This is a genomic window from Pseudomonas sp. B1-22 (genome assembly GCF_050474425.1).
Classification (GTDB): domain Bacteria; phylum Pseudomonadota; class Gammaproteobacteria; order Pseudomonadales; family Pseudomonadaceae; genus Pseudomonas.
Window position 1 is genome coordinate 501,062 of the sequence record NZ_JBCHVH010000004.1, and the last position, 12,828, is coordinate 513,889.

Sequence of the window (12,828 nt, forward strand, 5' to 3'; positions counted from 1 at the left end):
AAGACAGCGGGGTTTGGAAAATGAAGAAAGACCTTAGCCGGCGTCCGGCTGCAGCTAAGACGCGATTGTCATAATCGGGAAGTGTTTATGCCGTCCTGGTATATCACCCCGCCATCATGGTACTCCAAAGCCGCGCCGGCCGTGGCTTTGAGATCACTCTTCGGTCTTTAGAAAAGGTTTTTTACTCTGCGTTGTTATGTCGCGGCCCCTGTCTATACTCCGACTCGACACACGAAAAAACCTGATGGACCCGGCCTGCCCTGCGTGCTGCCGAGGTAAGACGGTCAAAGTAAGTTGTCTTGGCGGTCCCTCCCTTGGCCGTTGGCGAGTTCAGGCGCGTAATCCCTCTGGAATGGGGGTTTGCCGTAAGAGCGCAATGCCGGCGGGATAAAAACAACGATAAGGGGAACCCGAATGCTGCGACATCCACGAGTCTGGATGGGCTTCCTTTTGCTCTTGGCTTTCAGTCAGGCAAACGCCGCCTGGACGGTCAACATGGCCCCCGGTGCGACGGAAGTCAGCCGTAATGTCTTCGACTTGCACATGACCATCTTCTGGATCTGCGTGGTCATCGGCATCATCGTCTTCGGTGCGATGTTCTGGTCGATGATCGTCCACCGTCGGTCCACCGGGCAGCAGCCCGCGCATTTCCACGAAAGCACCACGGTGGAAATCCTCTGGACCGTCATTCCCTTCCTGATCCTGGTGGTGATGGCCGTCCCGGCCACCAAGACCCTGATCCACATGTACGACACCTCGGAACCCGAGCTGGACGTGCAGGTGACCGGCTACCAGTGGAAGTGGCAGTACAAGTACCTGGGCCAGGACGTGGAGTTCTTCTCCAACCTCGCCACGTCCCAGGACCAGATCCACAACAAGGCCGACAAGGACGAGCACTACCTCCTGGAGGTGGACAACCCGCTGGTGCTGCCGGCCGGGGTCAAGGTGCGCTTCCTGGTGACCTCCAGCGACGTGATCCACTCCTGGTGGGTGCCGGCCTTCGCGGTGAAGCGCGACGCCATCCCCGGCTTCGTCAACGAGGCCTGGACCAAGATCGACCAGCCCGGCATCTACCGCGGCCAGTGCGCCGAGCTGTGCGGCAAGGACCACGGCTTCATGCCCATCGTGGTGGACGTGAAATCCAAGCCGGACTTCGACAAGTGGCTGGCCGAGCGCAAGGAAGAGGCCGCCAAGCTCAAGGAGCTGACCAGCAAGGAGTGGACGAAGGACGAGCTGATCGCCCGTGGCGACAAGGTCTACCACACCATCTGCGCCGCCTGTCACCAGCCTGAGGGCCAGGGCATGCCGCCGATGTTCCCGGCGCTCAAGGGTTCGAAGATCGTCACCGGGCCCAAGGAGCACCATCTGGAAACCGTGTTCAACGGCGTCCAGGGCACGGCCATGGCGGCCTTCGGCAAGCAGCTCTCGGAAGTGGACATCGCCGCGGTGATCACCTACGAGCGCAACAGCTGGGGCAACAACGACGGCGACATGGTGACCCCGCAAGACGTGGTCGCCTACAAGCAGAAGCAAAAATAAGGAGGCCGCGATGAGTGCTGTGATCGATCACCCCGACCATTCTCACGCCGGCGACCACCACCACGGCCCCGCCAAGGGCCTGATGCGCTGGGTCCTGACCACCAACCACAAGGACATCGGCACGCTGTACCTGTGGTTCGCCTTCTGCGCCTTCCTGCTCGGCGGCTCGTTCGCCATGGTGATCCGCGCCGAACTGTTCCAGCCGGGCCTGCAGATCGTCGAGCCGGCGTTCTTCAACCAGATGACCACCATGCACGGCCTGGTGATGGTCTTCGGTGCGGTGATGCCGGCCTTCGTCGGCCTGGCCAACTGGATGGTGCCGCTGATGATCGGCGCACCGGACATGGCCCTGCCACGCATGAACAACTTCAGCTTCTGGCTGCTGCCGGCGGCCTTCGGCCTGCTGGTCAGCACCCTGTTCATGCCGGGCGGCGGCCCGAACTTCGGCTGGACCTTCTATGCGCCGCTGTCCACCACCTTCGCGCCGCACAGCGTGACCTTCTTCATCTTCGCCATCCACCTGATGGGCATGAGTTCGATCATGGGCGCGATCAACGTGATCGCCACCATCCTCAACCTGCGCGCACCGGGCATGACCCTGATGAAGATGCCGCTGTTCGTCTGGACCTGGCTGATCACAGCGTTCCTGCTGATCGCGGTGATGCCGGTGCTGGCCGGTTGCGTGACCATGATGCTGATGGACATCCACTTCGGCACCAGCTTCTTCAGCGCGGCCGGCGGCGGCGACCCGGTGCTGTTCCAGCACGTGTTCTGGTTCTTCGGCCACCCCGAGGTGTACATCATGATCCTGCCGGCGTTCGGCGCCGTCAGCTCGATCATCCCGGCCTTCAGCCGCAAGCCGCTGTTCGGCTACACCTCGATGGTCTACGCCACCGCGTCGATCGCCTTCCTCTCCTTCATCGTCTGGGCGCACCACATGTTCGTGGTCGGCATCCCGCTGGTGGGCGAGCTGTTCTTCATGTACGCGACCATGCTGATCGCCGTGCCCACCGGGGTGAAGGTGTTCAACTGGGCGTCGACCATGTGGCAGGGCTCGCTGACCTTCGAGGCGCCGATGCTGTTCGCCGTGGCCTTCGTCATCCTGTTCACCATCGGCGGCTTCTCCGGCCTGATGCTGGCCATCGCCCCGGCGGACTTCCAGTACCAGGACACCTACTTCGTGGTGGCGCACTTCCACTATGTGCTGGTCCCCGGCGCGATCTTCGGCATCTTCGCCTCGGTGTACTACTGGATTCCCAAGTGGACCGGGCACATGTACGACGAGAGCCTCGCCAAGCTGCACTTCTGGATGAGCTTCATCGGCATGAACATGGCGTTCTTCCCGATGCACTTCGTGGGTCTGGCGGGGATGCCGCGGCGGATTCCGGACTACAACCTGCAGTTCGCCGACTTCAACATGGTCTCGTCCATCGGCGCCTTCATGTTCGGCACCACGCAGCTGCTGTTCCTGTTCATCGTCATCAAGTGCATCAAGGGCGGCAAGCCGGCACCGGCCAAGCCGTGGGATGGCGCGGAAGGCCTGGAGTGGACCATTCCCTCGCCGGCGCCGTACCACACCTTCAGCACCCCGCCCGAGGTGAAGTGACGGGTCTTGCGTAGGAGCGGACTCCGTCCGCGATCGGCTCCCGGCACGCACGGAGCCCGCCCCTGCGAAAGGAGAACGACGAGATGAGCGACGGCAACATCGAAACGCGCAAGCTGGTGACCCGGCTGGTCATTGCCGTGGTCGCCATGTTCGCCTTCGGCTTCGCCCTGGTGCCGCTGTACGACGTGATGTGCAAGGCACTGGGGATCAACGGCAAGACCTCCGGCAGCGCCTACCAGGGCGATGGCCAGGTGGTCGATCAGTCGCGCGAGGTGAAGATCCAGTTCGTCGCCAACAACAACATCGACATGGTTTGGGAATTCCATCCCGAGTCGGACCAACTGGTGGTGCATCCGGGCGCGGTGAACCAGATGCTGTTCGTCGCCCGCAACCCCACCGACAAGCCGATGACCGCCCAGGCGATCCCGAGCATCGCGCCCTCGGTGGCGGCCACCTATTTCCACAAGACCGAATGCTTCTGCTTTACCCAGCAGGTTCTGCAGCCGGGTGAGCGCATCGAGATGCCGGTGCGCTTCATCGTCGACCGCGACCTGCCCAAGGATGTGCGTCACCTGACCCTTGCTTACACGCTGTTCGACATCACTTCCCGCAAGCCGCCCGTGGCCAGTAACACGCGCTGAACGGAAAAGGAGAACAACAACAATGACAACCCACGATCCCTATTACGTCCCCGCGCAGAGCAAGTGGCCGATCATCGCCACCATCGGCATGCTGGTGACGATGTTTGGCGTCGGCACCTGGATGAACGACATGAGCGCCGGCAAGGCGCAGTCCCACGGCCCATGGATCTTCTTCGCCGGCGGGCTGATCCTGGCATACATGCTGTTCGGCTGGTTCGGCAACGTCATCCGCGAAAGTCGCGGCGGCCTGTACAGCCCGCAGATGGACCGCTCGTTCCGCTGGGGCATGAGCTGGTTCATCTTCTCGGAGGTGATGTTCTTCGCCGCCTTCTTCGGTGCGCTGTTCTACGTGCGCCACTTCGTCAACCCGTGGCTGGGCGGCGAGGGTCACCACGGCATTTCGCACATGCTCTGGCCGCAGTTCGAGCAGGGCTGGCCACAGCTGAGCAACCCGGACAACAAGCTGTTCCCGCCGCCCAAGGAAGTGATCGATCCGTGGAAGCTGCCGCTGATCAACACCCTGCTGCTGGTCAGCTCCAGCTTCACCGTGACCTTCGCCCACCACGCACTGAAGAAGAACCATCGCGGCCCGCTGAAGCTGTGGCTGGCGCTGACCGTGGCGCTGGGCGCCTGCTTCCTGGTGCTGCAGGCCTACGAGTACCACGAGGCCTACACCGAACTGGGCCTGACCCTGGGCTCGGGCATCTACGGCGCGACCTTCTTCATGCTCACCGGCTTCCACGGCGCCCACGTGACCATCGGCGCGATCATGCTGAGCATCATGCTGATCCGCATCATCCGCGGGCACTTCGACGCCGACAAACACTTCGGCTTCGAGGCGGCCAGCTGGTACTGGCACTTCGTCGACGTGGTGTGGGTCGGGCTGTTCACCTTCGTATACGTGCTTTGACGCCGGAGGAATTGCCGGACCTGTAGGAGCGAGCTTGCTCGCGAACCGCCCAATACTGAGACATCAGGAAAAAAGCGTTCGCGAGCAAGCTCGCTCCTACGAAAAGCAACGCAGAACTAGAAATGCCAGGGAGCGGGGCTGCTCAGTTGACCGCTGAAGAAGCCCCAGGCGATGAGGGCGATGGTCAGGGCGGCAAGGATGACGCGAACGGTCAAGGCGTTGACCACGCGCGAACCGTGCCCCTCGTCCTTGACCAGAAAGAACAGGCCACTGAACAGACTGACGACGGTCGCCAGCAACAACAGAACGATCGCAGCTTTGAGCACTACCGGCCTCCTGTCCGCGGGGGGACTGGGGTTGAGGGGGATGTCTTGCAGTATAGCCAGCACGTTACCCAGCACCGCGCGAGCCACCAGGCCCGCGCCTTCCGGCCCGGCCTTGCGCCGACGCTGGTGGTGCTCGCGCTGCTGCCGGTGCTGATCGGCCTGGGCTGCTGGCAACTCTCCCGCGCCGCCGAAAAACGCACGCTGCTCGCCGCCGCCGAAACCCAGCGCCAGCAGGACCCGATCTCCGTCGCCGAACTCGAACGCCAACCACTGCGCAGCTATGTGCGGGTGCGCCTGCAGGGCCAGCTCGACGCCGAACATACCGTCCTTCTGGACAACCGCACCCGTGACGGCCGCGCCGGCGTCGAGGTGCTGCAACCCTTCCATGACCGGGCCAGCCAGCAGTGGCTGCTGGTCAACCGTGGCTGGGTCGCCTGGCCCGACCGCCGCGTGCCACCACAGATCGAAACGCCCAGCCGTGACCTGCTGCTGGACGCATGGACCTACGTACCGCCGCCCGCCACGCCATCCGCTCCGGTGGTCGGCTGGCCGCGCCTGGTCACCCAGGTGGACGCGCCCTTCCTGTGGGACCAGCTCGGCCGCGAAGGGCTGCCGCAGGAAATCCGCCTGGAGCCGGGCGACGCCGCCCTCGACACCGACTGGCCGATCGTCGCCATGCCACCGGAGCGCCACGTCGGCTATGCCGTGCAGTGGTTCGCCCTGGCGTTCGCACTGACCGGCCTCTACCTCTACCTCGGCATCCGTCGCGCACGGGAGATTCTCGAAAATGACCGCCAGCATGACCCTGAATGAGCAACCCGCCCGCCGCCGTGGGCGTCTGCAGCTGATCCTGATCCTCTGCGTGACCCTCGGCCCGATGATCCTCGCCACTGCCATGTACAAGCTGCAGTTCTGGGTGCCGGAAGGCCGCAGCTACCACGGCGACCTGATCGCCACCGGGCAGACCCCCGCCGACCTCGGCGTACAGGCCGACAAGGCAAGCGAGCGCTGGCAACTGCTGGTCACCGCGCCGGAGGCCTGCGCCAGCGATTGCCAGCAGCTGGTCTACCTCGCCCGGCAGATCAACATCGGCCTGGGCCGCGAGGCCAGCCGCGCCGAGCATGTGCTCGCCTTCGCCAGGCCGCTGCCGGCCGACTTCACCGGCCTGCTCGACAAGGACTATCCGCGCCTGCAGCGCCTGGGCCTGACGCCGACCGAGCACACCGGCGCCAAGCCGCAGCTGTGGATCGTCGACCCCCACGGCAACCTGGTGCTGCGCTACGACGCCGGCGTCGACGGCAAGTCGATCCTCAAGGATCTGCAGCTGCTGCTGAAGCTGTCGAACATCGGCTGAAGCTGAACCATCGCCAGCCCCCATAACAACAAGATCGGGAGCGACGCATGATCCAGGCAACACGCAAACCCGCCTTCTACGTCGCCGTGCTGGCGACGGCGCTGGCCTTCGTGGTGATCCTGCTGGGCGCCTACACCCGCCTGACCCACGCCGGCCTCGGCTGCCCGGACTGGCCCGGCTGCTATGGCTTCGTCCATGTGCCGACCAGCGAAGCGCAACTGGCCCATGCCGAGATGCACTTCCCCGATGCCCCGGTGGAGGCGCAGAAGGGCTGGAACGAGATGATCCACCGCTATTTCGCCGGCAGCCTCGGCCTGCTGATTCTCGGCCTGGCGATTCATGCGCTGGTCCGTCGCGGCCGTGACGGCCAGCCGCTACGCCTGCCGCTGCTGCTGCTCGGCGTGGTGATCGCCCAGGCCGCGTTCGGCATGTGGACGGTCACCCTCAAGCTCTGGCCGCAGGTAGTCACCGCGCACCTGCTGGGCGGCTTCACCACCCTGTCGCTGCTGTTCCTGCTCAGCCTGCGCCTGTCCGGCGCCTTCGCCCCGCTGCAACTGCCCTCGCGTCTGCGTGCGCTGGCCGCCTTCGCCCTGCTGCTGGTGATCGGGCAGATCGCCCTCGGCGGCTGGGTCAGCAGCAACTACGCGGCGGTGGCCTGCGTCGACCTGCCGATGTGCCACGGCCAGTGGTGGCCGGACATGGACTTCGCCAATGGCTTCCACCTCACCCAGCACATCGGCCCGAATTACCTGGGCGGCCAGCTCGACAGCGACGCCCGTACGGCGATCCACATGACCCACCGCATGGGCGCGCTATGCGTCACGGCGGTGATCCTGCTGCTGGCCTGGAACCTCCAGCGCCACGGCCTGATCGGCATCACCGCGCTGATGCTGCTGGGTCTGTCGATCCAGATCGGCCTGGGCATCAGCAACGTGCTGCTGCACCTGCCGCTGCCGGTGGCGGTGACCCACAACGGCGGCGGCGCCTTCCTGCTGCTGATGCTGGTGCTGGTGAACTACCGGGTTCGCGCACCGGCGACGAAACGCGTCGAGCTGCCCGCCAGCAGCCCGATCACCCTGGACGCCCTGGAGCGCCCAGTGGCTTATCCCTCGCAGGGATGACATTACACGGTTGAACACGATGGAAGGCCGGCGCCACGGTGTGCCGGTCCCGATCCACCAGACGGAGAAACGACCATGGCCAGCGTTATCAGCACTTCCAGCCACGCCAGCTGGCGCGACCTGCTCGAACTGACCAAGCCCAAGGTGGTCCTGCTCATGCTGATCACCTCGCTGATCGGCATGCTGCTCGCCACCAAGGCCGGCGTGCCCTGGCAGGTCCTGGTATTCGGCAACCTTGGCATCGGCCTGTGCGCCGGCGGCGCGGCGGCGGTGAACCACGTGGTGGACCGGCGCATCGATTCGATCATGGCGCGCACCCACAAGCGCCCGCTGGCCGAGGGCCGTGTCTCGCCGCCCATCGCGCTGGGCTTCGCCCTGCTGCTGTCGGTGGCCGGGATGGCCGTGCTGCTGGCGTTCACCAACGAGCTGACGGCCTGGCTGACCCTGGCTTCGCTGCTGGGCTACGCGGCGCTCTATACCGGCTTTCTCAAGCGCGCCACGCCGCAGAACATCGTCATCGGCGGCCTCGCCGGCGCCGCCCCGCCGCTGCTCGGCTGGGTGGCGGTGACCGGGCAGGTGTCGGCCGAACCGCTGCTGCTGGTGCTGATCATCTTCGCCTGGACGCCGCCGCACTTCTGGGCGCTGTGCCTGCACCGCAAGGACGAGTACGCCAAGGCCGACATCCCGATGCTGCCGGTGACCCACGGCGAGCACTACACCAAGCTGCACATCCTGCTCTACACCCTGGTGCTGTTTGCCGTGACCCTGATGCCCTTCGCCATCCACATGGCCGGGCTGGTCTACCTGCTCGCCGCGCTGGCCCTGGGCGCGCGCTTCCTCGACTGGGCCTGGGCACTCTACTGCGGCAGCCGGCCCCATGCGGCGATCAAGACCTTCAAGTACTCTATCGCCTACCTGTTCCTGCTGTTCATCGCGCTGCTGGTGGACCATTACCTGCCGCTGCACCTGAACTACTGAGGGTTCGCGAGCAAGCTCGCTCCTACAAAAAGCACACCGCCGTTGGGCACAACTGTAGGAGCGAGCTTGCTCGCGAACACCGCCGCGCCGCCTGCCAGACACCTGCACGGCGCGAACAGCAGCCTCAAGCCCAGACGTCCCGACCCACGAGAACCCCATGTCCCGAGTCAACAAGACCGTCTTCATCCTCGTCGCCATCGTCGCCCTGATCCTCGGCCTCACCATCCACAAGGTGCTCACCCAGCGTCACCAGCTCGACCCGACCGTGCTGCTCGATGCCGGCATCGTGATCCTGCCGCAGACCCGCAGCGTTCCCGATCTCACCTTCACCGACCAGGACGGCCAGCCGTTCCAGACCGCCAGCCTGAAGGACAAATGGTCCCTGCTGTTCTTCGGCTACACCTTCTGCCCGGACGTCTGCCCCACCACCCTGGCGCAGCTGCGCGAGCTGCAGACCAAGCTGCCGCCGGACGTGGCGAAGAACCTGCAGGTGGTGTTCGTCAGCGTCGACCCGCACCGCGATACCGCGCCGCGCATCAAGGAATACCTCGGCTTCTTCAACGCCGGCTTCAAGGGCATCACCGGCTCGGAAGAAAACGTGCAGAAACTGGCCAACGCCATGAGCATCCCCTACATCCCGGCGGACACCAGCAAGCCCAACTACACCGTCGACCACAGCGGCAACCTGGTCATCATCGGCCCGGACAATACCCAGCACGGCTTCACCCGCGCCCCATTGCACAACGACAAGCTGGCGGCCCAGCTGCCCAGCGTGATCAGCGCGAACAACTGATCCCCCGCGACACCGTGTCTCACCCCCGGCGGCCACCCGATCACGGTGGCCGTTGTTTTTTTCGTGTCACTCCCGCCCCGGCAAGACAACCGCGAACTTTCTGCTAAACCTCTCCCTCAGGCTCTGATCCGGCGCGATGCGCGGAATTGAAGCCTTCAGAGTGATTTTCTGACCCCGTAGTCAATGTAAAAAATCTGCTACAGGAAGTCAGATATCAGTAATGACTCATACTCCATATTAGAAACATTAATTAACACCTATGCCTGAGCCTGTTGCAGGATTAATGGGCCTTTCGGCGGGTAGGGGAGCCTCTGATGGGTGGTCATTCACGGCGAGGATGACATTTCCGTCCGGTCACAATAGGCAATTAGGCTAGGCACCAAGGCCCGCGCGGCTTCGGTGAAGACCGGAAAACTACAGGTCGAAACGTGACTTGTAGTTATCGCTTCGTACCACTCCAGAACTCCTTGAAGCCTTCCAGGTTAGATTGCAGAATGCCGCGGCCACCGGGTCACAAAGCCCGGCCACTCGATAACAAGAAGACCGTTGCCAGTTCGATAACCCGGGTCGCCAATGTAGTAGCCCGGACAATCCCAGGATCACGCAGGAGATTTGCAAGTGCAGATCGGTGTACCCCTCGAGACCCAAGCCGGTGAGACGCGGGTCGCAGCAACGCCGGAGACGGTCAAGAAACTGATCGGGCAGGGCCATCAGGTCGTCATTCAGAGCGGTGCGGGCGTCAACGCCAGCCAGCCTGATGCCGCCTACGAAGCCGTTGGCGCGAAGATCGGCTCTGCCGCCGATGCCTTCGGCGCGGAACTGGTCCTCAAGGTCGTCGCTCCCAGCGAAAGCGAGCTGGCGCAGATGAAGCCGGGTACCGTGCTGATCGGCATGCTCAACCCGTTCAACAACGAGAACATCGCCCGCATGGCCGAACGCGGCGTCACCGCCTTCGCCCTCGAGGCCGCGCCGCGTACTTCCCGCGCACAGAGCCTGGATGTGCTCTCCTCCCAGGCCAACATCGCCGGCTACAAGGCCGTGATGCTCGCTGCCAACCACTACCCGCGCTTCATGCCCATGCTGATGACCGCCGCCGGCACCGTTAAGGCCGCCCGCGTGCTGATCCTCGGCGCCGGCGTTGCCGGCCTGCAGGCCATCGCCACGGCCAAGCGCCTGGGTGCGGTGATCGAGGCGTCGGACGTACGCCCGGCAGTGAAGGAGCAGATCGAGTCCCTGGGTGCCAAGTTCGTCGACGTGCCCTACGAGACCGACGAAGAACGCGAGTGCGCCGAAGGCGTTGGCGGTTACGCCCGCCCGATGCCGGCTTCGTGGATGGAGCGCCAGGCCAAGGCCGTGCACGAGCGCGCCAAGCAGTCGGACATCGTCATCACCACTGCGCTGATTCCGGGCCGCAAGGCGCCGACCCTGCTGCACGAGGCGACCGTCGCCGAGATGAAGCCGGGCTCGGTGGTCATCGACCTCGCCGCATCCCAGGGTGGCAACTGCCCGCTGACCGAAGCCGACAAGGTGGTGGTCAAGAACGGCGTGACCATCGTAGGCCTGAGCAACCTGGCCGCGCTGGTGCCGGCGGACGCCTCCGCACTCTACGCACGCAACCTGCTCGACTTCCTCAAGCTCACCCTGACCGCCGAAGGCTTCACGGTGAACCTGGAAGACGACATCGTCGCCGCGTGCCTGATGTGCCGCGACGGCCAGATCGTGCGCAAGAACGGCTGAGTCCCTTCTTATATAAGAACGCGCCGGGCCCCAGGGTCCGGCCTCAAGACCGGTGAGAAACTATGGAAGACATGCTGATCTCCCACGGCATCTACAACCTGATCATCTTCGTGCTGGCCATCTATGTCGGCTACCACGTGGTCTGGAACGTAACCCCTGCCCTGCACACCCCGCTGATGGCAGTGACCAACGCCATTTCCGCAATCGTGATCGTCGGCGCCATGCTGGCTGCCGCCCTGACCGTCACCCCGCTGGGCAAGGCCATGGGCACCCTGGCCGTGGCCCTGGCTGCAGTGAATGTGTTCGGTGGCTTCCTGGTCACCCGCCGCATGCTGGAAATGTTCAAGAAGAAAGCGCCGAAGGCGGAGAAGCACTGACATGAGCATGAACCTCGTCACCCTCCTCTACCTCATCGCCTCGGTCTGCTTCATCCAGGCCCTGAAAGGCCTGTCGCACCCGACCACCTCGCGCCGCGGCAACCTGTTCGGCATGATCGGCATGGCCATCGCGGTGGTCACCACCGTGGCCCTGGTGTTCAAGATCAGCACCGAGATCGCCACCACTGGCATCGTCTACGTAGTCGTCGGCCTGCTGATCGGCGGCACCGCCGGTTCGATCATGGCCAAGCGCGTCGAGATGACCAAGATGCCGGAACTGGTCGCCTTCATGCACAGCATGATCGGCCTGGCCGCCGTGTTCATCGCCATCGCCGCCGTGGTCGAGCCGCAGTCCCTGGGCATCGTGCAGAACCTGGGCGACACCATCCCGGCCGGTAACCGCCTGGAGCTGTTCCTCGGCGCGGCCATCGGTGCCATCACCTTCTCCGGTTCGGTGATCGCCTTCGGCAAGCTGTCGGGCAAGTACAAGTTCCGCCTGTTCCAGGGCGCTCCGGTACAGTTCTCCGGCCAGCACATGCTGAACCTGGTGCTGGGCCTGACCACCCTGGGCCTGGGCCTGCTGTTCATGTTCACCGGCAACCTGACTGCCTTCGTGGTGATGCTGGCCCTGGCCTTCGTGCTCGGCGTGCTGATCATCATCCCGATCGGCGGTGCGGACATGCCGGTGGTTGTCTCGATGCTGAACTCCTACTCCGGCTGGGCCGCGGCAGGTATCGGCTTCTCGCTGAACAACTCGATGCTGATCATCGCCGGCTCCCTGGTGGGCTCCTCGGGTGCGATCCTCTCGTACATCATGTGCAAGGCGATGAACCGCTCGTTCTTCAACGTCATCCTCGGTGGCTTCGGCGCCGAAGCGGACGCTGGCGGCCCTGCCGGTGCCAAGGAAGCCCGCCCGGTGAAGTCCGGCTCGTCCGACGACGCCTCCTTCCTGCTGACCAACGCCGACAGCGTGATCATCGTCCCCGGCTACGGCCTGGCGGTGGCCCGTGCCCAGCACGCGCTGATGGAACTGGCGGAGAAGCTGACCCATCGCGGCGTCACCGTGAAGTTCGCCATCCACCCGGTTGCCGGCCGTATGCCGGGCCACATGAACGTCCTGCTGGCCGAGGCCGAAGTGCCTTACGAGCAGGTGTTCGAGATGGAAGACATCAACTCCGAGTTCGGCCAGACCGACGTGGTGCTGGTCCTGGGCGCCAACGACGTGGTGAACCCGGCCGCGAAGAACGATCCGAAGTCGCCGATCGCCGGCATGCCGATCCTCGAGGCTTACAAAGCCAAGACCGTGATCGTCAACAAGCGCTCGATGGCCAGCGGCTACGCCGGCCTGGACAACGAACTGTTCTACCTGGACAAGACCATGATGGTCTTCGGCGACGCCAAGAAGGTCATCGAAGACATGGTCAAGGCCGTCGAATAAGACGACCG

At 64.3% G+C, this 12,828-nt stretch carries 13 protein-coding genes; 12 read left to right on the plus strand and 1 reads right to left on the minus strand.

The features are described from left to right. The first annotated feature begins 414 nt into the window (after nt 1-414). The 4 genes from coxB to ACQ5BL_RS17870 all read left to right on the plus strand — a co-directional run bounded on the left by coxB (nt 415) and on the right by ACQ5BL_RS17870 (nt 4,696). Nucleotides 415-1,539: a cytochrome c oxidase subunit II gene (gene coxB, locus ACQ5BL_RS17855; RefSeq protein WP_207884773.1), complete on the plus strand. Its 1,125-nt coding sequence runs from the start codon at nt 415-417 to the stop codon at nt 1,537-1,539. A 10-nt stretch (nt 1,540-1,549) separates the two neighbouring features. Continuing rightward, nucleotides 1,550-3,145 (plus strand): cytochrome c oxidase subunit I, encoded by a 1,596-nt coding sequence (gene ctaD, locus ACQ5BL_RS17860; protein ID WP_207884774.1) that lies wholly within the window; start codon nt 1,550-1,552, stop codon nt 3,143-3,145. An 83-nt stretch (nt 3,146-3,228) separates the two neighbouring features. After that, nucleotides 3,229-3,786: a cytochrome c oxidase assembly protein gene (locus tag ACQ5BL_RS17865; protein ID WP_243807066.1), complete on the plus strand. Its 558-nt coding sequence runs from the start codon at nt 3,229-3,231 to the stop codon at nt 3,784-3,786. Between the two features lie 22 nt (nt 3,787-3,808). Continuing rightward, nucleotides 3,809-4,696 (plus strand): cytochrome c oxidase subunit 3, encoded by an 888-nt coding sequence (locus ACQ5BL_RS17870; protein WP_243807067.1) that lies wholly within the window; start codon nt 3,809-3,811, stop codon nt 4,694-4,696. 116 nt (nt 4,697-4,812) lie between these two features. Here ACQ5BL_RS17870 and ACQ5BL_RS17875 read toward each other — a convergent pair whose 3' ends face one another. After that, complete coding sequence (locus ACQ5BL_RS17875) at nt 4,813-5,022, minus strand: twin transmembrane helix small protein (RefSeq protein WP_207884777.1); 210 nt, start codon at nt 5,020-5,022, stop codon at nt 4,813-4,815. Between the two features lie 45 nt (nt 5,023-5,067). Here ACQ5BL_RS17875 and ACQ5BL_RS17880 point away from each other — a divergent pair, with 45 nt between their 5' ends. The 8 genes from ACQ5BL_RS17880 to ACQ5BL_RS17915 all read left to right on the plus strand — a co-directional run bounded on the left by ACQ5BL_RS17880 (nt 5,068) and on the right by ACQ5BL_RS17915 (nt 12,820). Continuing rightward, a complete protein-coding gene (locus tag ACQ5BL_RS17880; protein WP_243807068.1) occupies nt 5,068-5,835 on the plus strand; it encodes an SURF1 family protein in 768 nt (255 codons plus the stop codon). Then, complete coding sequence (locus tag ACQ5BL_RS17885; protein ID WP_207884779.1) at nt 5,810-6,376, plus strand: hypothetical protein; 567 nt, start codon at nt 5,810-5,812, stop codon at nt 6,374-6,376. Before ACQ5BL_RS17880 ends, ACQ5BL_RS17885 begins: the two co-directional genes overlap by 26 nt. Before the next feature lie 47 nt (nt 6,377-6,423). Continuing rightward, complete coding sequence (locus ACQ5BL_RS17890) at nt 6,424-7,497, plus strand: COX15/CtaA family protein (protein WP_243807069.1); 1,074 nt, start codon at nt 6,424-6,426, stop codon at nt 7,495-7,497. 75 nt (nt 7,498-7,572) lie between these two features. Next, a complete protein-coding gene (gene cyoE, locus ACQ5BL_RS17895; RefSeq protein ID WP_243807070.1) occupies nt 7,573-8,475 on the plus strand; it encodes a heme o synthase in 903 nt (300 codons plus the stop codon). 157 nt (nt 8,476-8,632) lie between these two features. Next, nucleotides 8,633-9,268, plus strand: coding sequence for an SCO family protein (locus ACQ5BL_RS17900; RefSeq protein ID WP_243807071.1), 636 nt, complete (start codon nt 8,633-8,635; stop codon nt 9,266-9,268). A gap of 618 nt (nt 9,269-9,886) precedes the next feature. Then, nucleotides 9,887-11,005: a Re/Si-specific NAD(P)(+) transhydrogenase subunit alpha gene (locus tag ACQ5BL_RS17905; protein ID WP_243807072.1), complete on the plus strand. Its 1,119-nt coding sequence runs from the start codon at nt 9,887-9,889 to the stop codon at nt 11,003-11,005. A 62-nt stretch (nt 11,006-11,067) separates the two neighbouring features. Next, nucleotides 11,068-11,382: an NAD(P) transhydrogenase subunit alpha gene (locus ACQ5BL_RS17910; protein WP_015474896.1), complete on the plus strand. Its 315-nt coding sequence runs from the start codon at nt 11,068-11,070 to the stop codon at nt 11,380-11,382. Nucleotide 11,383: 1 nt separating this feature from the next. Further along, a complete protein-coding gene (locus ACQ5BL_RS17915; protein ID WP_243807073.1) occupies nt 11,384-12,820 on the plus strand; it encodes an NAD(P)(+) transhydrogenase (Re/Si-specific) subunit beta in 1,437 nt (478 codons plus the stop codon). Nucleotides 12,821-12,828: the final 8 nt, after the last annotated feature.